General features: G+C 41.3%; 24 protein-coding genes and 1 pseudogene. 17 read left to right on the forward strand and 8 right to left on the reverse strand.

From position 1 onward, the window contains the following. Nucleotides 1–102: 102 nt before the first annotated feature. Entirely contained in the window at nt 103–1,839 is a 1,737-nt protein-coding gene (locus tag RMY32_RS06625) for a trypsin-like serine protease (RefSeq protein WP_322714697.1), read from the reverse strand. A 641-nt stretch (nt 1,840–2,480) separates the two neighbouring features. Between RMY32_RS06625 and RMY32_RS06630 the strand changes: the two genes are divergently transcribed. Together RMY32_RS06630 and RMY32_RS06635 are read left to right on the forward strand one after the other, a co-directional pair. Next, a complete protein-coding gene (locus RMY32_RS06630; RefSeq protein WP_322714698.1) occupies nt 2,481–3,224 on the forward strand; it encodes a tetratricopeptide repeat protein in 744 nt (247 codons plus the stop codon). A gap of 168 nt (nt 3,225–3,392) precedes the next feature. Beyond that, a complete protein-coding gene (locus tag RMY32_RS06635; RefSeq protein WP_322714699.1) occupies nt 3,393–4,805 on the forward strand; it encodes a tetratricopeptide repeat-containing serine protease family protein in 1,413 nt (470 codons plus the stop codon). Nucleotides 4,806–4,836: 31 nt separating this feature from the next. On the opposite strand, the gene RMY32_RS06640 is transcribed toward RMY32_RS06635, so the two are convergent. Next, the gene (locus RMY32_RS06640) at nt 4,837–5,445 is read right to left on the reverse strand and encodes a COP23 domain-containing protein (RefSeq protein WP_322714700.1); all 609 of its coding nucleotides are present in this window, start codon (nt 5,443–5,445) and stop codon (nt 4,837–4,839) included. 167 nt (nt 5,446–5,612) lie between these two features. Here RMY32_RS06640 and RMY32_RS06645 point away from each other — a divergent pair, with 167 nt between their 5' ends. After that, nucleotides 5,613–6,485, forward strand: a complete 873-nt coding sequence (locus tag RMY32_RS06645) for an NAD(P)-dependent oxidoreductase (RefSeq protein WP_322714701.1) — start codon at nt 5,613–5,615, stop codon at nt 6,483–6,485. 9 nt (nt 6,486–6,494) lie between these two features. Here RMY32_RS06645 and RMY32_RS06650 read toward each other — a convergent pair whose 3' ends face one another. Further along, on the reverse strand, nt 6,495–7,856 hold the full coding sequence (locus RMY32_RS06650) for a DUF4157 domain-containing protein (protein ID WP_322714702.1): 1,362 nt from the start codon (nt 7,854–7,856) through the stop codon (nt 6,495–6,497). Nucleotides 7,857–8,133: 277 nt separating this feature from the next. Here RMY32_RS06650 and RMY32_RS06655 point away from each other — a divergent pair. The 3 genes and pseudogenes from RMY32_RS06655 to RMY32_RS06665 all read left to right on the forward strand — a co-directional run bounded on the left by RMY32_RS06655 (nt 8,134) and on the right by RMY32_RS06665 (nt 9,177). Continuing rightward, nucleotides 8,134–8,550, forward strand: a pseudogene (locus tag RMY32_RS06655) (XisH family protein). Beyond that, nucleotides 8,538–8,873: a XisI protein gene (locus RMY32_RS06660; protein WP_322714703.1), complete on the forward strand. Its 336-nt coding sequence runs from the start codon at nt 8,538–8,540 to the stop codon at nt 8,871–8,873. The pseudogene RMY32_RS06655 and the gene RMY32_RS06660 overlap by 13 nt, the downstream one beginning before the upstream one ends. Nucleotides 8,874–8,961: 88 nt before the next feature. Next, nucleotides 8,962–9,177 carry a hypothetical protein gene (locus tag RMY32_RS06665; protein WP_322714704.1) on the forward strand — a complete coding sequence of 72 codons (216 nt, stop codon included), beginning with the start codon at nt 8,962–8,964 and terminating at the stop codon, nt 9,175–9,177. Nucleotides 9,178–9,192: 15 nt separating this feature from the next. On the opposite strand, the gene RMY32_RS06670 is transcribed toward RMY32_RS06665, so the two are convergent. Together RMY32_RS06670 and RMY32_RS06675 are read right to left on the reverse strand one after the other, a co-directional pair. Beyond that, nucleotides 9,193–9,393, reverse strand: a complete 201-nt coding sequence (locus tag RMY32_RS06670) for a hypothetical protein (protein ID WP_322714705.1) — start codon at nt 9,391–9,393, stop codon at nt 9,193–9,195. Between the two features lie 194 nt (nt 9,394–9,587). Further along, nucleotides 9,588–11,003: a DUF4157 domain-containing protein gene (locus RMY32_RS06675; protein ID WP_322714706.1), complete on the reverse strand. Its 1,416-nt coding sequence runs from the start codon at nt 11,001–11,003 to the stop codon at nt 9,588–9,590. 187 nt (nt 11,004–11,190) lie between these two features. Here RMY32_RS06675 and RMY32_RS06680 point away from each other — a divergent pair, with 187 nt between their 5' ends. The 11 genes from RMY32_RS06680 to RMY32_RS06730 all read left to right on the forward strand — a co-directional run bounded on the left by RMY32_RS06680 (nt 11,191) and on the right by RMY32_RS06730 (nt 23,529). Then, on the forward strand, nt 11,191–11,430 hold the full coding sequence (locus RMY32_RS06680; RefSeq protein WP_322714707.1) for a hypothetical protein: 240 nt from the start codon (nt 11,191–11,193) through the stop codon (nt 11,428–11,430). Next, complete coding sequence (locus RMY32_RS06685) at nt 11,430–11,954, forward strand: phage tail protein (protein WP_292725611.1); 525 nt, start codon at nt 11,430–11,432, stop codon at nt 11,952–11,954. The genes RMY32_RS06680 and RMY32_RS06685 overlap by 1 nt, the downstream gene beginning before the upstream one ends. A gap of 23 nt (nt 11,955–11,977) precedes the next feature. Next, the gene (locus RMY32_RS06690) at nt 11,978–15,061 is read left to right on the forward strand and encodes a hypothetical protein (RefSeq protein ID WP_322714708.1); all 3,084 of its coding nucleotides are present in this window, start codon (nt 11,978–11,980) and stop codon (nt 15,059–15,061) included. A 38-nt stretch (nt 15,062–15,099) separates the two neighbouring features. Further along, on the forward strand, nt 15,100–15,663 hold the full coding sequence (locus RMY32_RS06695) for a hypothetical protein (protein ID WP_322694058.1): 564 nt from the start codon (nt 15,100–15,102) through the stop codon (nt 15,661–15,663). 116 nt (nt 15,664–15,779) lie between these two features. Then, nucleotides 15,780–17,513, forward strand: a complete 1,734-nt coding sequence (locus tag RMY32_RS06700; protein WP_322714709.1) for a VgrG-related protein — start codon at nt 15,780–15,782, stop codon at nt 17,511–17,513. A gap of 35 nt (nt 17,514–17,548) precedes the next feature. Then, nucleotides 17,549–18,046, forward strand: coding sequence for a PAAR domain-containing protein (locus tag RMY32_RS06705; RefSeq protein ID WP_322714710.1), 498 nt, complete (start codon nt 17,549–17,551; stop codon nt 18,044–18,046). Nucleotides 18,047–18,110: 64 nt separating this feature from the next. Then, complete coding sequence (locus RMY32_RS06710; RefSeq protein ID WP_322714711.1) at nt 18,111–18,308, forward strand: hypothetical protein; 198 nt, start codon at nt 18,111–18,113, stop codon at nt 18,306–18,308. 159 nt (nt 18,309–18,467) lie between these two features. After that, nucleotides 18,468–18,881 carry a GPW/gp25 family protein gene (locus tag RMY32_RS06715; protein WP_322671276.1) on the forward strand — a complete coding sequence of 138 codons (414 nt, stop codon included), beginning with the start codon at nt 18,468–18,470 and terminating at the stop codon, nt 18,879–18,881. Further along, nucleotides 18,878–21,094, forward strand: a complete 2,217-nt coding sequence (locus RMY32_RS06720) for a putative baseplate assembly protein (protein WP_322714712.1) — start codon at nt 18,878–18,880, stop codon at nt 21,092–21,094. The genes RMY32_RS06715 and RMY32_RS06720 overlap by 4 nt, the downstream gene beginning before the upstream one ends. Before the next feature lie 121 nt (nt 21,095–21,215). Next, nucleotides 21,216–22,250: a phage tail protein gene (locus RMY32_RS06725; RefSeq protein WP_322714713.1), complete on the forward strand. Its 1,035-nt coding sequence runs from the start codon at nt 21,216–21,218 to the stop codon at nt 22,248–22,250. A 79-nt stretch (nt 22,251–22,329) separates the two neighbouring features. Then, nucleotides 22,330–23,529 (forward strand): DUF4159 domain-containing protein, encoded by a 1,200-nt coding sequence (locus tag RMY32_RS06730; protein ID WP_322714714.1) that lies wholly within the window; start codon nt 22,330–22,332, stop codon nt 23,527–23,529. A gap of 30 nt (nt 23,530–23,559) precedes the next feature. On the opposite strand, the gene RMY32_RS06735 is transcribed toward RMY32_RS06730, so the two are convergent. Genes RMY32_RS06735 through RMY32_RS06745 form a run of 3 tightly spaced genes read right to left on the reverse strand, consistent with a single transcriptional unit; the run spans nt 23,560 to nt 24,271 of the window. Then, nucleotides 23,560–23,811, reverse strand: a complete 252-nt coding sequence (locus tag RMY32_RS06735) for a PIN domain-containing protein (protein WP_322714734.1) — start codon at nt 23,809–23,811, stop codon at nt 23,560–23,562. A 5-nt stretch (nt 23,812–23,816) separates the two neighbouring features. Continuing rightward, entirely contained in the window at nt 23,817–24,002 is a 186-nt protein-coding gene (locus tag RMY32_RS06740) for a type II toxin-antitoxin system VapC family toxin (protein ID WP_322714715.1), read from the reverse strand. After that, nucleotides 24,002–24,271, reverse strand: a complete 270-nt coding sequence (locus RMY32_RS06745; protein ID WP_322664900.1) for a hypothetical protein — start codon at nt 24,269–24,271, stop codon at nt 24,002–24,004. The genes RMY32_RS06740 and RMY32_RS06745 overlap by 1 nt, the downstream gene beginning before the upstream one ends. Nucleotides 24,272–24,355: the final 84 nt, after the last annotated feature.

The raw sequence follows: 24,355 nt of genomic DNA on the forward strand, positions 1-24,355 counted from the left end.
CCGACAAATGCCAAGAAGTCTATTGTAGAGACGCGATTTATCGCGTCTTTACTCAAGGATGTGTTGCAATCATTAATTGAATTGGTATAAGTCCTGGATTCTTTAGGCAATCACGAAAATATTTGTATTAGTCATAGCTAGACCTATTGCTAGTTGAGCAACTTGGATTTGACTGAATGAGCCTGTACCATCAGCATCAAAGAATAAACCTCCTGTATTATTGTTGTAAATAAAGCGATCGCTACTATCTTCTGCTACTGAACCAATAAAAAATTGCGTGGCTTGAAGTATACCCTCACTAAGTCCACCTCCAAACCCGATTTTAGAAACATAAATTGTGTCATCTAAGGACGAAAAATCTGTAATATTATCAATACCCTCAGAAGGGGTATTAATAGTAAAAACATCAGATCCAGTTCCTCCCGTTAGGGTATCGTTACCTAAACCTCCAACAAAAGTATCATTACCACTTCCCCCTATAAGGATGTCATTGCCATTTCCACCATTTAAATTGTTATTACTAGTATTACCAGTCCCATTAATATCATCTGCACCTGTAAAAGTGAGATTTTCTTCATTGGCTGATAAAGGCGAGCTAACAGTTGATGAAACGGTCATATTTGGCGAAGTAGGCGTATTATTGGTAACAGTGAGTAAAGTTCTAAATACCTTTTGGTTGCTGGTTAGACTTTCATCAAACTCTTGGATTGAATTAGTTGGATCTAGAAATGAAATAACATAGTAATTTCCAATTGGGATATTAGGAAACGCACCGCTCCAAGTCGCTGTTCCCGAATTGAATGGATTAATCGAAGAAATAGTTGTATTACCAATTAAGTAATGAGAACCAACATTATCAGTAATATTGGCATCAGTAGAAGCGTAAAACGAAACCGAGAAAGTGCCTGTCGCGGCTGTACCATTGTTGCGAGGATAGACTGTGATGCTGAAATTTTCCCCATATTTGATAATGTTATTACTAAAACTTCCAAGAGTGGTGTTAAACCACACATCAGAATCTACTAAATCAGCTTTGTCAGTGGGTTGGCGCGCGGTATTGTCTTGGTCGATCCAGTTTTGAATCTCATTAGATCGAGTGCTTGTAATTCGGGCGAACTCGTTGTAAAGCGGAGTTTTGTTGCTGGTTGTCTCATTTGAAGCTACTCCATAAATAGTTGGTTTATTTGTGTTGGAATTATTAAGCCAGAGAGGGCCTCCACTATTTCCAGGTAGGATATCTAGCTCATTACTACGCAAGATCGAGTCAGTTGTACTTGTGATTTTTCCACTCTGAGTCCACATATCATAGTTGTCAAATTTCCCATCGCTATTGGAATCAAATTTATCAGATGGGTATCCAGTGACATTCATTAAAGTTCCACTGCTGAGATTATCGTCATATCCATAGTTAAACCAGCCAGTGAAGTTTCCAATATTGCGGTCAAGAGTAACTAATCCTATATCGTATTGAAAAGTTTCGCTTTTAGTTTGATCTCCTTGAGTCCATCCATCAAAAGAACGTGTATAAACAGATTTAGCTTCACTATAATATTCATAATCAGCCCGGTTTGTACCAGCAATGATATTTCCTTTAGAACCAAGCATCACCTCAATTTTATCTGCCCAACCTCCATATCTCGTATCATATACACAATGTCCTGCTGTTAAAAAGTGGTAGGAATCAATCATGGCGCCAGAACCGTTGATGATAATATCATCAGCAGTATTAATAACCCCATCTGGGCCTTTCCAACTTATTCTCATTTTTCCTACAGCATTAAATGGAGAAGTTGTCGTGTTGCTAACTTTTATCCGACCATCAGGGGAGAAAAGAGACATACTTTTATATCCTAAATAAAAAATGATGAATACAAAATATGCAATTTTAATGCCAAAAATTATCTCATGGCATTATGAATGCACTAGCAATTTTTATGAGAATTTTTCCTGCTACTAAGTTTTGAAGTAATATCAAAACTCTAAATTGCCATATATTTAATATAAATTATTTCTACGATTTATCAATATTTAGAGCTTACTTTGAATTTTATTTTCAAGCAAAAAATCAAATTAGTCAATAGAGATAGAGGTTGGAAAAACTAACTATTCTGATATTACTTCTGTCTTCACCTCTGCGTTCCTGGCTAATTTATACCGTCGGCATTTGTGGTTTGAAGAAGCTTTTTATCAGAGTAAATTACTACACGAGTGCGATGTTTACGACGAGTCACAGCTACGCAATATATATAGCAACACAAATAATTGTTTTTTGAGTAAAACAGGTTCTAAGCGATTGCTTTATGTGTATTTAATATGATATTATTATATCCGCTTGATTTTGATAAAGTTTTATGCATCGTCAACAAAACTTTTTGGGAAAATAAATATAAGTAAATTAATGGGTAAAAACTAGTGTATTTTGATAATACTCAAAAAACTAACAAATTTGAACATCATCTAATAATTTTTGTAGGTACAGCATGGTTTTTCGGCACTGCTTCGTTGCATCTGGCTTGATAGCTTTCTTGACATTTGGCTGTAGTGGTGGGGGAAACTCATCGGCAGAAAATACTACACAGGTTGTCCAAGAAAGCAATGTAACCCAACTTTTCATAGAAGCGAAGGCTACCCAAAAAGCAGAAGATTACTTTCATCAAGGTAATAATTTATTAGATAGACAAAATTATGAAGATGCCATAAAAGCTTATGATAAAGCGATCGCCATCAAAGTTGAGAGTCCTGAAGCTTGGATTAACCGTGGCATAGCCTTAACATCGTTGCAACGCTACCAAGACGCTCTTGCATCTTACGACAAAGCGATCGCCATCAAACCCGACAAATATGAAGCTTGGTATAATCGTGGCATTGCCTTAACATCGTTGCAACGCTACAAAGATGCTCTTGCATCTTACGACAAAGCGATCGCGATCAAACCCGACAAATATGAAGCCTTAATTAACCGAGGCATAGCTCTGACAAAGCTGCACCGCTACCAAGATGCGATCGCATCTTATAATAAAGCGATCGCCATCAAGCAAGATTTGCACCAAGCGTATTACAACAAAGCTTGCTCTTATGCTTTGCAAAGCAATCTGGAATTAGCAATTGAGAACCTAGACAAAGCAATCAAGCTTGTTCCTGATAAATACAAGAAGTTAGCAAAAACTGACCCAGACTTTAGCAAAGTGCGTAGTAAAAAGCAGTTTCAGGAATTACTGCAATAGTATTTTGTAATCATTACTGGGCGTAAATTAAAGTCCAAGTCCACTATATTCCTGTGCATACCCTCTGTAGCAGCGATTTTAATCGTCCGGTGCAAAATGTAAGATCAATTACTTTAAAATAAAAGACAAGTCAAAATGAGTTAAACCATTAAATTATACAGGTACGGTATGATACCTTGGTATTGGTATGCTACCTTTGGTTTTATCGCTTTATCTCTAACCAGCTGTATTAACAGCCGCAAAACACCTGGAGAGATTGCCAAAGAAGCGCAAGAAAGTGTGGTTTTAATCAACTACGCAGATAAACCAGGACAAGGTACAGGATTTTTTGTGCCAGGAAAAAACAAAGAAGTCTGTACCGTACTTACGGCGCGTCATGTAGTACCACCCAGCGCCAAATTACAATTACAAACCAACGACCAAAAAATCTGGACAGTAACAGATATCACACGCTTTCCCCAGCAAGATTTAGCTGTAGTGACATTTAAACCTGATGGTGGAACCTGTCTTTATAAAGCCCTCCCCTTGGGTGATTCTGACAAAGTGAGTCTGGGAGATAGCATCTACATCACTGGTTTTCCTGGTAATAGTTTAAAGAGACAATTTATTGTCGGTACAGTATCATCAATTGACAGCCTAACCGATGGCTATGGAATTTCCTATAGTGCAACAACCGCAGGAGGGATGAGTGGGGGCCCAGCGATGAATGCAATAGGAGAAGTGATTGCAGTGCATGGGCTTACCGAATTAGAACTTATTAGACAAGCTGAACTTAAAGGTGAAACACCACCACCACAACAGCAGTCTACAACAATTGCTAATTCACAACCTGGCGATGGCACTTTCAAATGGGGTATCCCGATTAATACATATTTGACTGAAGTTGTGAAGCAAGCGGAGATTACCCAAAAGTCGGAAGATTTTTGGAATGAAGGCAATAATTACTTTGTCAAGCAAAAGTATAAAGAAGCGATCGCATCTTATGATAAAGCGGTTGCCATCAAACCTGACGACCATCTAGCTTGGAATAACCGAGGTGTTTCCCTAGCTAACTTGCAACGTTATTCCGAGGCGATCGCATCTTATGATAAAGCGGTTGCCATCAAACCTGACGATCAGGACGCTTGGCATAGTCGAGGTATTTCCCTAGATAACTTAAAACGTTATTCCGAGGCGATCGCATCTTATGATAAGGCGATTGCCATCAAACCTGACTACCATCTAGCTTGGCATAATCGAGGTGTTTCTCTAGAGAGGTTGCAACGCTATTCTGAGGCGCTTGCATCTTATGATAAAGCGACCGTCATCAAACCTGACGATCAGGACGCTTGGTATGGTCGAGGTTTTTCTCTAGGAAAATTGGAACGGGATTCTGAGGCGATCGCATTTTATGATAAAGCAGTTGCCATCAAACCTGACTTCCATGAAGCTTGGAATAACCGAGGTGTTTCCCTAAAGAACTTGCAACGGTATTCTGAAGCGCTCAAATCATACGACAAAGCAATTAGTATCAAACCTGATTTTCAATTAGCGATTGATAATCGCAAGAGTTTGCTGAAGCTGCTTGGGCGGTCAAATTAGACCTAAATTTAAGCCTAAAAATAAATTAATGTTATTTAATAGCAGTTGAGCCAGCCTTGATATCCTCAGCCGCCAGATAGTTTTCAAAATTAATCTCAGAGGATTTGAAGATAACACTTGGAGAACCAGAACCTTGTTCAACAGTAGTACCATTCTTCAAAGCTTGTGTCATCCGTCGCAGCGAGTCGTAGCCATTAGCATTAACTTTGAGAGTCACCAACAGATTGCAATTGTTGCGGTCTAGCTTGGTATTGACGCAGATTACAGATTGGCTGGGTGTTTTTGGGTCAAGACGAGAACTCAAACCAATTAAACCATCTTGGCGAAAGTTTTCTAATCGTTGAGCAATTACATCGCAGCGTTTTTGTGTATCCCAGTCATCACCAAAGCTGTTAACCATCCTTAGCCAAGGCTTTTTGCCTCGATCGTTACGATACATCACTGTCCACACTTCACCGCCGTTTTGTGTATCAGGTTGTAAAGCACAAGAAAAGCGGTCTTTTGAACCGAAGCCTGGTGTTTCTGGAGTCCAGCCAGTAGCAACAAGGTATGCCAAAGCTAAACCAGCAACACCCGCCACTGCACCAATAAAGCCAATAGTCAAATTCAATCCGTCAAATATATTTTTATTTTTAGACATAGAACCTGCCCTCAAATCCCCGTAAAGTGCTGGCATTATTAAGATACATCAGCTACACAATAAATTACGGAAAGAATTTTAAAGTAATTGCGATCGCGATAAAAACACAGGTTAATATATCTACAAATAAATGAATTATCAAATAGAACTTTAGTTTTACATAAAATATGAAAAGATTATTAATAACCGGAGCAAGCGGTTTTTTAGGATGGCATCTTTGCCAGCTTGCAAAACAAGAATGGGAGATTTATGGCACTTATTTATCCCATACTTTAGAGATTACTGATATGAAAATTTTACAAGCAAACTTAACAAATTTTCAGGAATTGAAACGTATATTTAATCATGTCAAACCAGCAGCAGTTATTCATACTGCTGCACATTCGCAACCAAATTTTTGTCAAACCAACCCTAAAGAATCGCACGCAATTAATGTGATAGCATCCTGCAATATTGCCGGACTTTGCGCGGATAATTCTATTCCTTGTGCTTTTACTTCAACCGACTTAGTTTTTGATGGTTTAAATGCTCCATATCGAGAAACAGATGCCGTGTGTCCTGTCAATCTTTATGGCGAGCAAAAGGCAATCGCAGAAGCAGGTATGCTAGAAAGATATCCTATGACCGCAGTGTGTCGAATGCCGTTGATGTTTGGTGCAGCAACACCCACAGCGAAAAGCTTTATTCAGCCATTTATTCAAACTTTACAAGCCGAAAAAGAACTAAATTTATTTATAGATGAATTTCGCACACCAGTAAGTGGGACAACTGCCGCCAAAGGACTTTTATTAGCATTAGAAAAAGTTAATGGCATCATTCATTTAGGTGGCAAAGAGCGGATTTCACGTTATGATTTTGGACAGATATTAGTAGAAGTATTGCAACTTCCCGCCACTAGACTTAAATCCTGTCGGCAACAAGATGTGAAAATGGCAGCACCTAGACCAACTGATGTTTCTTTGGATAGTTCCAAAGCTTTTGCATTGGGGTATCAGCCTTTATCTGTAAGGGAAGAATTAGAGGCAATACGCTTCAGTTAAGGCTAAGTGTTAATTGGATATGTATACATGGATATTCGCGTTTACAGATTTTGTAGAAGATGATTTTTTGGGATCTTTCCTTAAAAAATTTATATAACCCTCATTATTTCTGTGACTGTCAAGCACATGGTAGTTCTGTCCGCTTTTTCCCCTCCATGCGTTAATCACGTCATCGCAAATTTTCTGTGAAATCTTAAAGGTTGGAAAATAATTCCATCTTCCCGTCTTTGTCCCATCAGCTGTTCCATCATCCTTTAGTATAAAGTCTTCAATTTTATTGATGAAACTCTGTACTTCTTGTTGATGCTGCTCCTGCTCTTGGGCTTTTTTTTTCTCCTGCTCTTCGGCATTTGCCTTGGCTTTTTGGTCTTCTGTAGGGGGTGCTTTTACACTAGCAGGTAGTCCACTTCCCCACACTCGCTGCACATTTGTGGTATCTAATACTCCCCCATTTTGTTGTACAACATGGGTCAACTCATGCGCCAACAACTCCTGTCCCCCGCGACTCCCAGGATTATATTCTCCCGAACGAAAGAACACATCCTGTCCGGTTGTGAAAGCACGCGCCTGAATTGACCGATTCAATTGGTCAGATTGACCATCTGTGTGAACCTTCACCTTACTGAAATCAGCGCCAAATGCCACCTCCATCGGTTCGCGGATATTGTCTGCCATCAATTGTCCACCACCCCTAGCTTGGTTAATGGAGGCTTCCAGGTCTGGCGCAGCAGCCATTCCAGCATTAGCCTGACGCTGCACCATCGGTTTCATCTGTAATTCTTCCTCATCCTCTGGCACTTCTTGTCGTTGCAGTGTGCGATTGTCCAGAGATTTCATTTGCAATTCTTCTTCATCTTCTGGCACTTCTTGTCGTTGCAGTGTGCGATTGTCCAGAGATTTCATTTGCAATTCTTCTTCATCTTCTGGCAATGCTTCTCGTTGCAGTGTGCGATTGTCCAGAGATTTCGTTTGTAATTCTTCCTCATCCTCTGGCAATGCTTCTCGTTGCACTAAAGGAGTGATAGAATTTGCCAGAGGTTTCATCTGCAATTCTTCTGAATCTGGCAATGTTTCTCGATGGATAGACTGGGGATTTCCAGGTTGCGCCATTGTTTGCATTACCTGCTGTGCGACGCTATCAGCTTCCTGTTCGTATTTGTCTCCAGGCTGGCTAATTGAGAGTTTTGCTTGGGTACGCAGTGGTATGCGACTGATATCGTGAGTAACTGGTTTGTGGAGTGGTTGTATTTTAGGAATTGCTTGGCGTGAAATTGCCGACGACTCCAAACCAAAGCCGCGTATCGGTTGTTTCAGGGATGGAATTGAGAAGCTTGTAGTAGTTTTTTTCTGCCGACTGACATGTTCTCTCATTTTCTTCTCCAGATTGCCCAAGCAGTAGCTAGATGAATATTTTACTGTTAATAATATCTAGAGTACTGCGATCGCACTTGTAACACAATTTATCGAAAGTATAAATTTTCGGGAACCTGATTCTATTTTGCACTCTACAAGATTGGCGATCGCACTTTATCAACAATAATACATAGGCGATGTCTACGACGGGCTTTGCCTACTCAACACTATTTAGACAGTCGCTACGATAAAGGCGATCGCACTAAAATGTTAAGTAAATCAGAAAACGTTAACAATGCCAGCTAAAGATAAATTTCATGCTGTGGTTAGAATTGCTTTAGAAAAGGAGTAGTGGAAGATAACCGATGATCCTCTGCGACTGGAAGTTGGCGGAACTAAGTTTGAAATAGATTTAGGTGCAGAGCAACTGTTAGCAGCAGAGCGGGGTGAAGAAAAAATTGCAGTTGAGATTAAAACGTTCCTGAGTGATTCACCACTAACAGATTATCATGCTGCGTTAGGACAGTTTTTGAATTATCGGCTTGCCTTAGAAATCAGCGATCCAACTCGCATTCTCTATTTGGCAGTGCCTATAGGTGTTTATGAAGCTTTTTTCAAGCGGGAATTTGCCCAAATATCTGTAGAGAGATATCAGATTAAACAAATTATTTATGACCCAATTCAAGAGGTAATTGTACAATGGATACCCTAGAGTCTAATCGCCATATCATTCAGTCCTTGTTGACGGCTTATGCTGCTATCCCCATCGCAAATGGTCAGATTGATTGTTACACTGTTTTTGATACAAAACAAGACCATTACATGGTTATGAATGTGGGATGGGATGGTCATCGGCGAGTCTATGGTTGTGTTTTACATTTGGATATTAAACAGGGAAAAATTTCAATTGAGCAGAATATGACGGAAATGAGAGTGGCTCAAGAACTTGTAGAGCGAGGGGTTCCAAAAGATGATATTGTTCTAGGATTTCAATCTCCTGAAATGCGGGAATATACGGGCTATGGAGTTTTTTAACAATAACATCGCGATCGCATTCACCACACAATGCATCAAAGTCTAAATTGTACGAAAATCTATTTTATGCAATCGCCTCTCGCTGAAATTGTCCAGGCGTTGGATCGTGGCGATCGCACTTGTAACACAATTTATCGAAAGTCTAAATCTTCGGGAACCCGATTCTATTTTGCACTCTACAAGATTGGCGATCGTATTTTATCAACAATTATACATGGGCGATGTCTACGACAAGCTTTGCCTACGCAACACTATTCAGACAGTCGCTACTATAGCAAGGGACTGGGGACTAGGGACTGGGTGAAAAGCCTTTTTGTGTCTAAATTTTATCATCTGTTAATGTCCTAACCTTTTTGGCTGTTGCTATACAATAAAGGCGATCGCCTCTGGCTGAAATTGTCCAAGCGTTGGATCGTGGCGATCGCCTTCTTGGAATTAACTTTTGCCAAGACGTTTCGGTGTTTCGCGCAGTCTGTATCAACTTCTGCTTTCCCTGCGTTAAATTGTGAATTTCAATCATGCCGAATTAATATCTCTTGTAGGCTGCGTTAGGCGTTCGTGTTTGGATATTTTGACAGGCGATTTGGTTGTTTACGCCGTAACGCACCAAATTATTGGTTCGGTGCGCTAACGAAGTAACGCACCCTACAAGATCGGGCGATCGCACTTTTAAAACATTTGGGACAAGATGGCGATCGCACAGCGTGCGTAGTTTCAGTCGAACATACCCTTGGGTCCGTTCTTTGCCGAGTTTCGCACGTTGGACATTACCACTAGGTTATTCGTATCGTTATACGCGTCACTGGCTGATTTTTTGGCGATCTCACCGTCGTCTTCGGGTTGGGCATTATCATATATATACTCCTTCCAGTTTTTTTTGTGGTCTAGGGTAACATACGGTTCCTTGCCTATGCGGTCACTCTTAAGCGGACAGTACGTGCCATCCTCGCACTCGTATACTATGATGTTTCCTCGTTGTTTACTCTCAACTGACTCAAGCATGGTGTTCCACGTATCAGGGGTAAATGACGGACGAGTTTTGTTGTCCCACAGATGGCGTCTGTTACGCTCCAGTAACTTTACGCGATCTGCTTCTCGCTTCTGACTGACTGCATCTCTGCGACTCTGCCGCCCCCTGTCCCCGTCAATACCACCGTATAACTCTTTTTGGCGCTTGGTCATCCTGTTGTAATCTGCGCGTGAGCGAACCCGCCCGGCAATTCCCTGGTCCTCTTCGTCCCCGTTTAATTGGATCGTGCGATCGCCCGCCAATGCAGAAGGGGTTTTAATGACGGGGTGTTGCGATAACTGCTGCTGTAGTAAAGGCGATCGCATCACTGCTCCCCCATTCTGTTGCACAACATGGGTCAACTCATGCGCCAGCAACTCCTGCCCCCCCCGACTCCCAGGATTATATTCTCCTGAACGAAAGAATACATCTTGTCCCGTCGTGAAAGCCCGCGCCTGAATTGACCGATTTAACTGGTCAGATTGACCATCTGTGTGAACCTTCACCCTACTAAAATCTGCGCCAAATGCCACCTCCATCGGTTCGCGGATATTGTCTGCCATCGACTGTCCACCACTCCTAGCTTGGTTAATGGACGTTTCCAGGTCTGGCGCAGCAGCTATAGAAGCCTCACCTTGAGGCTGCACCATCAACTTCATTTGTAATTCTTCATCATCCTCTGGCACTTCTTCTCGTTGCAGTGTGCGATTGTCCAGAGATTTCATCTGTAATTCTTCTTCATCTTCTGGCAATGCTTCTCGTTGCAATGTGCTAATGTCCAGAGGTTTCATTTGCAATTCTTCCTCATCCTCTGGCAATGCTTCTCGTTGGATAGACTGGGGATTTCCAGGCTGCGCCATTGTTTGCATTACTTGCTGTGCGACGCTATCGGCTTCCTGTTCGTATTTGTCTCCAGGCTGGCTAATTGAGAGTTTTGCTTGGGTACGCAGTGGTATGCGACTGATATCGTGAGTAACTGGTTTGTGGAGTGGTTGTATTTCAGGAACCGCTTGGCGTGAAATTGCCGACGACTCCAAACCAAAGCCGCGTGTTGGGTGTTTCAGGGATGGAATTGAGAAGCCTGTAGTAGTTTTTTTCTGCCGACTGACGTGTTCTCTCATTTTCTTCTCCTGTTGCCCAAGCTGTAACTAGATATTTTGCTGTTACTAACATCTAGAGTACTGCGATCGCACTTGTAACACAATTCACCCAAAGTCTAAATCCAGGCAAAGAGCAAGTTCGACTTTTGGCTACTTTTGATTCTGATGCACTACCTTTAGCCTGGATTTAGGGAGAGTTTTTTTATTTATGGACTCAAAACAGCAACAAAATTTTTTCATCTTCGATGGAGATGTTGGCGGTACTGCTGGATACGCTGGGGTTCCGGCGGCATCTGATGCAAGCAAGGCAGCTATTGCTGCGGGTAAATACCTCAACGATTCACGGCTGATGAACCAGCTTACAGAACACGTATATAAACTTTTGCTAGAAGATTTGCGATCGCAGCGCGAAAGGGTAGGTAGTTATGATTCTCAAAGGTGGTTGTGATGGCTACAGGCGCTAATAATGGCAACATTACTCATGAATTAAATTATGTCACTACTAATCGTTTCTATGTAGAAATAGATAGTTCTATTGCTGCATCTTTTGCGGAATGTTCAGGATTAAGTATTCAAATTAAGAAAAATGTTTTTCAGGAAGGTGGTGTCAACGACCAGCAAAGAATTTATTTAGGTCATACAGAATTTGCAGACATCACTCTTAAACGTGGAGTTACCGATCATCCAGGTTTTTGGAACTGGATGAATGCAGTTTTTGATGAACAGAAGAAAACATCTCGACGCAATGTCAATATTCTGATTTTTAATCAAGCTGGTGAAACGATGATGAGTTGGACTTTGATTGGTGCTATTCCTATAACCTGGAAAACACCTGCACTCCAAGCAGATGGTAAGGCAGTTGCCATTGAAGAATTAACTTTAGCTTATGAAGGCTTACAAGTTGCAAGGTCTACAGGAGGAGGCACTTCTGTACAACGGAATCAAAAAAGTGGATATTTCGTTTCTAGCTAATTGGCTATTTTTCAATCATAACTATGCAAATTATTCAATCTCCACTAGGAAACAATATTCATCCCCTTGGGGTAATATCATCTTTATCTAGTCCTGAAAGAATGGGATTGAGCAAACAGTCTCATTCTTTGCATTCACGAAGTAATTTTATTAGCCCAATACAAACTAAACTACCATTAGCTAAATCGTCTAAATTTTTCTTATCTCGTGAATATGAACCATCGATACAATCATTAATAAATTGGGATAGTTGGGATAACGAAGATATAAATAGTGGTTTTCCATTACTTGAATCTGATTCTTTTGATTCAATAGCTCTACCAGAAAATAGTTATGTTAATAATAATGAAATAGCAAAAGACAGTATTCCAGAGATACTGCCAAATCGGATTGATAAAAAAAAGAGTTATGATACCTCACAACAACTAAATATTAAAGATAAATCTAAATCAAAAAAAATAAATAAACCTCAAAAGCCACTTGAGAAAAAATCCAAATCCAAATCTAAAAAAGCAGCAAAATCATCTGTAGCTAAAAAGATTGCTCAAAAAAATATTAATATTAATGGCAATGAAAATATCTTATTATCATCAGATGAGCCTCTGTCTGTTGAGGCTAATTTGGAAATACCCACATTGCGACTAGATAATGCTGTCGTTGAAAATTCTCTAGCTTTGCCGTCAACACTTATCTCACCCGCTTTTGATGATGTAACTACTTTAACCGATCCTTTGGCGAATGATGAAAATACTGTAGTAGAGCATATTGTTGTACCTAATTCTGAGTCTTCAGTTGCAAAAAAAACTATTGCAATACAACAAGAAATTGATTCCGGTGTTTCAAGTGAGTTTCTAGCGAGTATACCTGTTCAGCTAACACCTACTTCAGCCGAAATTGAAGACACACCTCATTTATTCAGAAACTCTGATAATCATGAACCGTTAGTAATTTCAGAGTCACAGTCTGCTATGGTGGTTAATGTCTCAGATGCTTCAGCAAATCTGACTTCACTGCAACGTGACAGCTATCTTGAGAGTACTAATAACGAGTTTACAGAAAGTCAGTCCATTTTAGTACCACCTGAGATTGTTGAAATACCAACAATTACTCCTACATCGCCAAAGATTGGTGAAACAGCGATCTCGCCACTTACCGCCACATCACCTGAGATTGGTGAAACACCAATAATTAGCGCCATATCACCTGAAATTGGTGAAACTGCGATCGCACCATTTACCGCCACATCGCCAGAGATTCTTGAAACACCGACAATTAGCGCCATATCGCCAGAGATTTCTGAAACACCAACAATTAGCGCCATATCGCCTAAGATTGGTGAAACTGCGATCGCGCCATTTTCCGCTACATCGCCTGAGATTGGTGAAATACCAATAATTAGCGCCATATCGCCTGAAATTGGTGAAACAGCGATCGCACCACTTACCGTTACATCGCCAGAGATTTCTGAAACACCAATAATTAGCGCTATATCGCCAAAGATTGGTGAAACTGCGATCGCACCATTTACCGCCACATCACCAGAGATTGTTGAAACACCAATAATTAGCGCCATATCGCCTGAGATTGGTGAAACTCCGATCGCGCCATTTTCCGCTACATTGCCTGAGATTGGTGAAATACCAATAATTAGCGCTATATCGCCTAAAATTGGTGAAACTGCGATCGCACCATTTTCCGCTACATCGCCAGAGATTGCTGAAACACCAATAATTAGCGCCATATCGCCTGAGATTGGTGAAACTGCGATCGCACCACTTCTCACTACATCGCCAGAGATTGCTGAAACACCAATAATTAGCGCCATATCACCTGAAATTGGTGAAACTGCGATCGCACCACTTCTCACCACATCGCCAGAGATTGCTGAAACACCAATAATTAGCGCCATATCACCTGAAATTGGTGAAACTGCGATCGCACCACTTACCGCCACATCACCTGAAATTGGTGAAACACCAATAATTAGCGCCACATCGCCTGAAATTGGTGAAACTGCGAGTATTTTTAGGGAAATTATTGATAATGAACAAATAATAAAATCAGAATTTACCTCTGCGGTAACAAATGAAAAAAATCCTGAAATATTAACCTTTGTTGATACCTCAGATAATCCCATCTCCCCAGAAAATGAGGTAAACACACTACCTCAAATTGAGCAAAATGCGATCGCAGAAAATTTGCCAGCACCTAAAGGTTATGCTACTGGTGGCCACGTAACAGATTCCCGCGTTGAAAATCGTCAGCAGATAGCATCTTCCGATACTGTACCTGCAATGCTTACGCCTGGGGAGTTTGTGATTAATACTAGAGATGCACAGAAGAATCTACCCCTACTACATCACATCAACACGGGTGGAACACCCCAAGATATTATCCTTCCAAGTTTACAGACACCCAATCTTACAGAACCAGAAGAAACAATTTCTCCAGAGACTCCGACTAAAGTCGATTCTTTTCCAGACACTTCATTACAGCTAAAAAATGCTGAGACTGATTCACCTGAGATATCCAATTCTTTAATTCCTTCTTCCTTGGGGTTGAATATTAATAAACAGAAACTTTCTATTCTCAATTCTCCAGAGATTCATACCCTTCACAATGAAACAATTCATGTAGGTGAATCCTCACCTCAATACTCATCACCTCCCCTGATTTTCCGCAAAACAAATTCTAGCACTAAGACATCTTCCCAATGGTCAAATACACCTTCTCAATGGTCAAGTGTAGAAGATTTACTAAATGGAAATGACGATGAATTCACTAGCTTTAATTTTAATGATGGAGAATTTAATAGCCAAAATTATGAATTTTCTCATGTTTCAGAATCACCACAAGTTTTTGCTAAACATCTTCCTTCACCTAGAGGCTTTGCTGATGGTGGAGAAGTTATTCCACCCGACATATCTAGAGAAATAGCACCAGTAACTGAGACGATAGAGAGCGCATCCTCATTTTCTCAAGAAGATGATAAAGATGATACAGCCGATCTTGAAGCTCTAGCTCGTGAAGTTTATAGCAGATTACGACAACGAATAGAAATTGAGCGAGAACGACATGGCGGTTCCTCTGGTAGATTACCTTGGTAAATTTGTATTTAATAATTAATTTTTGGAGAAATACTCAAATGGCAAGTCCAGCAATTATTGTTATTCAAAAACGTCAACCGCAACTTGAGAAAGCTAAACTTGTAGCTTATAACGGTGAAGCGCCAGATATTGAATTAATGTTTAATCCTACAGATATTAGTTTCTCTCGGACTGTTAAGTGGGAAAGTAAGGATGGTAATAGAGGAACTACTCTACTTCCGAAAGTAAACTTTTCTGGCGTTGAACCTTACAAATTTACGCTCAAACAGCTACTTTATGATACTTATGAAACAAAAGAATCGGTGATGAAAAAATATATAGATAAAATTAAGAAAGGTGTAGAAACTATCAGTAAAGCAACTGATAAACGACCACCTGTTTATATATTTACATGGGGAAACGAGTATTTTTATTGTGTAATCACGAGTTTAACCTACACTTTAAATATGTTTTTGAGTGATGGTACGCCAGTAAGGGCACTGGTAGATATAGCCTTACAAGAAGTAGATAAGAATAACCTTCCTGGAGGCCGTCAATCTGCTTCTACAGGCAATGCTCGTGCGGGAGATCCAAAAGGACAAACACTGAGTAAAACAAAATAAGTAATACCAATTTGAAAAAAGAATGCGACAAATAGACCATTTGTAGAGACGCAATTCATCGCGTCTTTAGCCAAAGAGGTGTTACTGAACATTCCATAAGTTATAAAGTAATAGTTATGCCTGCAAAAAAAAGCCTTTATTTAAGCGAACCTAAAATACAAATAGATGGAAAACAGGCTTCTCCTGAATTAATGAAGGATTTGTTGCAAATCACAATCGAAGAAAGCCTTCATTTACCAGCAATGTTTACGCTAGTCATACATAACAGCTATATTCCCGCATCTGACCGACCAGAAAACAAAGCTTGGCGACATGAGCCTTTATTTAAAATTGGGAAAAAAGTGAAATTGGGTTTTACTTCTAGTACGACTCTAGATAATAACTTCCAAGAGGAAGTAGGAGAATTCCTCATTGAAGGCGAAATTACAGCGATGGAAGTTAACTTCAATGAAAAATCTGAAGCTGATATCATTGTTCGCGGTTATGATATTTCTCATCGTCTGCACAGAGGTCGTTATAATCGTTCTTTTTTAAATAAAACTGATAGCGATATAGTCAAGCAAATAGTTAAAGAAGTAGGCATAAAACTTGGCAATATAGAGGCAACTGGTGAAGTTCATAAGTATGTATTTCAAGAAAATCAAACCAATATGGAGTTTTTGCGAGAAAGGGCTGCTCGCATTGGTTTTGAGTTATTTATTACAGAGGAAAAACTCAATTTTTGCAAACCAAAAACTCAGGGTTCTTTATCATTAAAATGGCTAGTTGATATTAATAAATTTAGTACCCGCGTTACCAGTGCTGAACAGATAAGTTCTGTAGAAGTACGCGCCTGGGACTATACCCAGAAAAAATTGATTAGTGGAACAGCCAAGAAAGAAAAGCAAATAACCGAGACAGGTAATCGGCTAGGAAGTAGTACTAGTAATGCATTTTCTAATCTTAAGTCTCCCAAAATGATTGTTGTAGATAAACCTGTTGCCAGTAAAAAACAAGCAGACACGATGGCTCAGGCTTTGTGTGATGAACTAGGGGGAGAATTTGTTTATGCAGATGCCAAAGCAGAAGGGAATCCTGAGATTCGACCGGGACGGGTTATTAATCTTCAGGGTATGGGCGATCGCTATAGTGGTAAGTATTATGTTACAGAAACCCGCCATTTCTTTAGTCAACGCGTTTATGAAACTTATTTCAGCGTGCGGGGACTACGTTCTGGTAGCTTATTCACAACTCTATCTCCAGAAAAACGTCTCCAGCCATCTGAGACTTTATTAGTGGGGATTGTCACTGATAACAAAGACCCAGAGGCATGGGGTAGGGTGAAGGTTAAGTTTCCCACGCTCACAGAAGAACATACAAGTGACTGGGCGAGAGTTGTAGCTGTGGGAGCAGGCAAAAATAGAGGTTTTGACTGTTTACCAGAGGTAAACGATGAAGTTTTAGTAGGTTTTGAACATGGCGATATCCATCGTCCCTACGTTATTGGCGGGGTATGGAATGGCAAGGATGCACCACCAGAAAAGGTAAGGGATTCAGTTACAAGTGGTGTAAGATTACGCACCATTAAAACTCGTGTAGGTCATACTCTACAGTTTATTGAAGAAGATAAAGGAACTAGCAAAAAAGGTATTCGCGTAGAAACTGAATACGGTCACAAAATATATCTTAATGACAGTCAAAGGTGCATAGAGATTGAAACCAAAGGCGGTCATAGAATCAAAATGGACGATATGGCTAAATCTGTTTCAGTGAAATCAACAGGTAATATGTCATTAGATGCTGCCGGAAATATCGATATTTCAGCCAACGGTACGATTACAGTTAAAGGTGCGTTGATTCGACTTAATTAATTCGTAATTCGTAATTAACACTATAGGAGGTTGTCGTGGGTAGACCAGCAGCAAGAATTACTGACAACGTAGCGCACCCCTTACCCCCAGTTTTAACAGGAGGGCCGGGTAGTCCCAATGTGTTGATTGGGTCTTTACCTGCGTGGCGAGGTGTGCTTGCTGCCGCAGTACCAGGTTTGCAGTCTGCCAAAACCGCTTCTGATACAGCTATCCAAGCCGCTGAGGCTGCTACTTTAGCGGCGGCTGGTACACCAGGGGCACCTGCTGCCTTAGCTGCGGAACAAACTACAAAGGCAACATCAGCAGCTACTATGGGTAGTGCAATCAGTGCTGCTGCTGCTGGTGCTGATATTCATAATTGCGCCACACCTCTACCCATCCCTCCTCACGGCCCTGGGGTTGTGATTGACGGTAGTCAGACAGTGCTGATTAACAATCTGCCTGCCTCTCGGATGGGCGACACTATTTTAGAAGCATTGGGGCCGCCGAATAAAATTATCAAAGGTAATCCCACTGTTTTGATTGGCGGCTGATTGGAGAGGCAGGGGGCAGGGGACAAAGGGGAGTTAGAATCTCTTTTATCCACCTTTGAACTGGATGAATCCACCTCGGAACTCCGTTCATCCACCTTTGAACTGGATGAATCCACCTCGGAACTCCGTTCATCCACCTTTGAACTGGATGAATCCACCTCGGAACTCCGTTCATCCACCTTTGAACTGGATGAATCCACTTCAGAACTCCGTTCATCCACCTTTGAACTGGATGAATCTATCTCATATCAAGTCCCGTTAATCACTTATGATTACCGCATCTGTGCAAAAATCCCAAAAGCCTCTTTCCCTCTGCCCCCTGCCTCCTGCCTCTTCATCTTCGACCTTTGGCGAATAGGCTTAAACCTTCTGTGCCGATATCTTTGAAGATATCCATGTAACAGCTGTCTAAGTGCCAGATATGGTTTATGGTCGCGATCGAGCCTATTTGGGAACAGGTTGGGCTTATCCACTGCATTTAAACGTGCAAGGTGGGATACAACTTAGCCGTGAAGATCAAAAAGTTAAAGAATCTATTTGGATTATCCTCCGCACAGGTGTAGGTGAGCGGGTTTATCGGCCTACCTTTGGTTCGCGCTTATCGGAACTGGCGTTTGCACCTTTAAATAGCGATACCCTACTGCGAATCCGCCTTTATGTCTTGGAAGCTTTAGAAGTTTGGGAACCACGCATTACTATCGATGAAGTTATCACCGATCCCGATCCAGTGCGTGGCAGAGTGGACATCATCATCAATTATCGACTCAAAGACAGTCCCGATATTTATAGTTTTGTTTATCCTTATTATTTGGTGTCAGCTGGGGAGGAATCGTGAACTTTGATTTTTTACCGAAATTACCTTCTTCCAACTTAGACGATCGCGCCTTTGATGATTTGGTGGAAGAATGTATTATGCGTATTCCTCGTTACTGTCCGGAATGGACTGACCACAACCTCAGCGACCCAGGAATTACGCTCATTGAGTTATTTGCTTGGTTAACTGACCAAATGTTGCTCAGATTCAACCAAGTACCTCGAAAAAATTATGTTGCTTTTTTAGAATTACTAGGTATTCGTCTCCAGCCTCCCGCCCCAGCCCGCACAGAATTAACTTTTTATTTAAGCGCTGCACTACCCGAAGCCTACACGATTCCCGCCGGATTAGAAGCTTCAACTATCCGCACTGAAACTACAGAAGCGATTACCTTCAGCACAGATTCTCCTCTAATTATCGGCAAACCCCGCATCCAACATTTCTTAACTGCCCAAACTACCGAAGATATTCCCCAATCTCTGCGCGAAAGAGTTACAACTTCCTGGACTCGTCAATCTAACGGTTACTGGACAGGTAATGAACAACCGATATTTGAAGAGGAACCCCAGCCTGGTAACTGCTTTTATTTAGCAATAAATTCTGACGATCCTTTAGACGCTAATGTTTTAGAAATTATTTTCCAAGGGGCTGCGGCTACCCCTGCGGGAATTAACCCCAATCAACCACCCCGGAGATGGGAAGCTTGGGATGGGGAAAATTGGCAATCAGTTTTATTGCAAGAATCAGATGATAAAACTCGCGGTTTCAGTTTTTATGAAATCGCCCAAGAAGGTGAAAACCCGTCTCAAGGTGCAGAAGTACGTCTGCATTTACCTCAAATTTGGCCTGTGGCTAATTTTACCTCTTACCGAGGTCGCTGGTTGCGTTGTAGCTTTGTAAGCACAGAAGCGAATGAAACTGGTTACAATCGTCCGCCACGAATTATTGGTTTAGCAGTGCGTTCAATTGGCGGTACTGTTAGGGCTAGCCATAGTACGCTGATTCAAGATGAGCGATTGGGAATTAGTGATGGTACACCCGGTCAAAGTTTCCAGTTACAAACAGCACCAATTTTAGAACGCCGAGAAGATGAGTATATTTTAGTTACTCCGGCTGGTGGTTTGCCGCAAAAGTGGACTGAAGTGAGAGATTTTGCTGATTCTGGGCCGCATAACTTTCATTACACCATCGATTCCATCACTGGTACAATCCAGTTTGGGCCGCTGATTCGAGAACCGAGCCAACTTAAACAGCAAACCCAGGTGCGAGGCCTACGGCAGGCTCCGCCAACGCGAATTCAGCAACCATCACTAGATGACACATCTGTACAAGTTCTGGAAAATAACCAGTCTGAACATCAATATGGGGCGATTCCTCCGCGTGGTGCAGAGATTAGAATGGTTAGTTATCGTACAGGCGGTGGTAGAGAAGGCAATGTTCAAACTGGGGCAATTCAGTTTTTGAAGTCTGCATATCCATATATTGCTAGTGTGGTCAATCGCGTACCAGCAATCAATGGAGCAGATGCCGAATCGCTAGAACAAGCTGTGATGAAGGCTCCCCGCATCCTCCGCACGCGCGATCGCGCCGTCACTGCTGAAGATTTTGAAGTTTTAACTCAACAGGCGGGTGCTGGTGCGATCGCTCGCGTCCGGTGTTTGCCAGCAAATTCTCGCAGACAAGCTGGTATAGTTAGTTTACTGGTAGTTCCTTATGCAAACACAGATGCGATCGCCCAAGGCAATGGCATGACACCAGAAGATTTTGCCCTGAGTAATGCCCTGCAAGAGCAAATTTTGAGTTATTTAGATGAAAGACGTTTATTAGGGGTACAAGTAGAGTTACAAGAGCCGAATTACGTAGGCGTTTCGGTACAAACAGAAATTGCCCTAGAGCCAGCCTACAACAACCCTTTTGCCAGCGAAGAAATTCGCCGGAATTTAAGGCGATCGCTATATAAATATTTAAATCCCTTAACTGGAGGAATCGACGGCAAAGGTTGGCCATTTGGGCGACCAGTTTATACATCAGATATTGTCGCATTACTGCAACAAACCCCAGGCGTGCGTCATTTAGGCCCCGTCTTGCTGTTTCCCATCCGCAAGCAAGGAGAAAATTGGCGACGACAACCATCCCCAGAACAATTGATCGATCCGGGATCGGAAGGTTTGATATGTTCTTGGGCTGATACAAATCTGCGTTCCAATCACGACATCCAAATCATTAATCGTTGATTTGTCATTTGTCATTTGTCATTGAGTATGGGGATTGAATCTTCAATTTTGAATTTTGAATTTTGAATTTTGAATTGATTTCTCCCCTGCCCCCAATCCCCAATCCCCAATCCCCAATCCTATGGTTCAAAGTCGCTCTAGTCCAGCTGTAAGCATTCAATTAACGCCAATGCAAATTCCCGAAGCTTTACCTGTGGCAGGTTTAGCATTTGCAAATGCCGAAAATATTGATGTAGCTGGACGTAGTTTGCTTTTGCATCCTGGACATCCAAGTGAGATGATTGTGCAAGTACAAAACTTAGAACAACGTCCTTTGCGGGTAAGCTTAAGCGTTGAAGGAAACTTTCCATCTCAGTGGTGTCAGATTGGTACAGAAGGCAGTGAGATACCGCCTCGCGGACAAATGGATGCTGTTCTCCACTTCTCAATTCCCGACACATTTTTTGAAGACCAAGAAGCAATTTCTCCTGGAAAAAAAGACAAACTAACACTCAATTTTCGCAGCCTAATTACTCTACACATAGACCCAGGTACGGACAACGAACAAATCGAGAGAAGCGAGTATTTCGATTTATACATCCGTCCTTATACTGCATACATGGAATTCTTGCCAATTTTGTATCGGGAGGTGGACTTTATTGGTCGCTTCATGAAAATATTTGAGCAAGCTTTTCAACCAATAGTTGATAGTTACAACGTCATGTGGGCAAACTTCGATCCCTTGACAGCACCGCAAGCATTACTGCCCTTTATGGCTCATTGGGTTGCTTGGCAGGTAGATTCCGTTTGGGATCTCCAGCAACAACGGCGTTTAATTCGCCGAGCCGTAGAACTTTATCGCTGGCGAGGAACTCGTAAAGGATTGCGTCTCTACTTGCATCTTTATACTGGTTTACCGCTAGACGAACATTTACCGAATGAAGCTGATAAACATATTAGTATTACAGAACCTTTTGGCCCAAGTTTCATTATCGGAGATGCACAATTAGGAAATGCAGTTTTAGCAGGCGGACAACCATATCATTTTATAGTGCGTTTGCGTTCAAATATTTCTAGTGGCATCATCAACGAAGAACTTATTCAAAGAATCATAGAACAAGAAAAACCTGCTTTTTGCACATACGAATTATCTATCGAAAATCCTTCTAGTCAATAAAATTTTAAACTTCTTCTCCCTGACCTCTGCCTGAGCTTTTCTTAATTTTGAATTTTGAATTTTGAATTTTGAATTAATTATGTCTCATCCTTTCCCACCTCCACCAATTAAATCCTTTGAACGCCTGCAAGCAGCAGACGGCTTACTAATTAATGCGGAACGCTGGCGCACAGCCCATGAATATCACCGTAATCGGCAAAATGCTCAATATCAAAGTTTAAATCAACCAGGAATTGTCTGCGGTTTAGGCGTGCGAGATATAACTGCCCCAAGCCAAGTTGAAGCTAGATATCGAGATGGACGTTGGGTGCAAATTCAACCTGGGATTGCAATTGATTTAGCAGGTAATCTAATTGTTGTACCGACTTCTTATGATTTTCCCATCGATTTAGAAGTAGTAAGTTCTGAACCGCTCATGATTTACTTAGTAGTTAGCTATGTAGACCCCGATGAATTGCGGCGCGGACAGCAAAGAGATATTGTTCAAGAAACTTATCGAATTGACCAAATAAATTCTACACCAGCCAGTTCAGAAATAGAAATATGTCGAATACTTCTACAACCAGGACATACTGAAATTACCCAACCTGCGGATGCTTTTTTCCCTGGATATAATAATATTGATTTGCGTTATCGTCGTCAGGCACAAATGCGTCCTCAAGCACTTGTATGTATGGCGCAGGCGACTCATAGCGATCCTGAATGTGCGCGTAATTTTTTCAGCCTTTCATATTTATTACAAGCAGTAGAACCCCTCTATCCAAGTTTGCGAGGGGCTGATGAACCAGGTCAGGTTTCTTTAGCAGAAAATATCCAAGACTATGATATCCTTTATCTCACAGGTGGACAGGCTATCTCTTTAAATAGTCTCGAATTTGAATCCCTCAGAAATTACTTAAATTTAGGTGGTGTACTTTTTGTTGATGCACCAACAAATGCTAATCCTTTGATTGAGAGTACTCAAGCTTTGGCACAACAATTAGAGAGTCCTTTAAGACCTTTAGAAGAATTGCAACGGAGTCATCCTTTAAGGACAAAACCTTTCTTATTTGCTGCTTTACCAATGGTTAATCAACAGCAGATTAAATTGTTAATTGGTGGAGGAATTATTTTAGCAATTGGAGATTTAGCAACTGCTTGGGGATTGGATAGAGATTTGAGTTTACCCAGATTGACCATTCGGACAGCCCAGGAATTAGGGATTAATATTCTTCACTATGCTTGGAAGCGGCGACAGTTAATTGGGTTGCAACAAGAAGATAATTCCGGGCAGTGGTGAAAGCCAAGTTAGTAAGCTAGATATTGCTGTTCAAACCCAAGACTCTAAAGCGAAAGGGCGAATCTGGTGAATACGTTGGAAATCATTGTCCGTTGAGACTACTGTGAGGTTGTAGTAAATTGCAGTAGCTGCTATCCAAAGGTCGTTATCCCCAAAGCCTAAAGTCTGTATGTTGAATTTTCGTCGCTCGGCTTTCTCTTTAGGGCCAAATGCGTTGACAAGTGTACCTTTGAGATCGCTGTAAATGTCTGATATTGGTAGATTAATGGGGTAAAGGTCGATAGTGTTTAGAAAAGCCTTATCCGTTCGAGGTTGGCGGCTTTTTGTTCAGATTTAGCTGCCATATAAAGTAGTTCTCCACAGACAATGACACTGGTGCCAACGCCCGTTTCGCTATGGGCTTGTAGCTGTTGGATGAGATTGGGTTCACCGAAGATGATGCGACTACAGTGATTAGTGTCAAGCAAATACATCAGAATTCAGCCTGCGAGCGGGTGTCATAAACAGACTGGAGACATTTTTCAAAGTCCTCACCTTGCCAGGTACCAGCAAATTTCAGCAAATCTTTAGCTTTGGAGCCACGCAGTATTGGTTCGCCATCTTGGATAATGGCACTTGCTGGTTTAACACCAGAGCGATTTTTTCTGGTTTTGAGATATTCGAGATAGTCGAGAGTTTCCTCTAGAATCGATTCTGGAGCGGTTTCGATCGCAGCAATGAGTTGTTCCTTAATAGTAGTCATGGGGGGACTGAAAGATTGATTATGGATATTTTAATTCTGCATTATTTCCCACCATTATTTCTGAAACCAAAGATAGCGATACCT

Origin of the sequence: Nostoc sp. ChiSLP03a (assembly GCF_034531215.2) — a bacterium.
Classification (GTDB): domain Bacteria; phylum Cyanobacteriota; class Cyanobacteriia; order Cyanobacteriales; family Nostocaceae; genus Nostoc.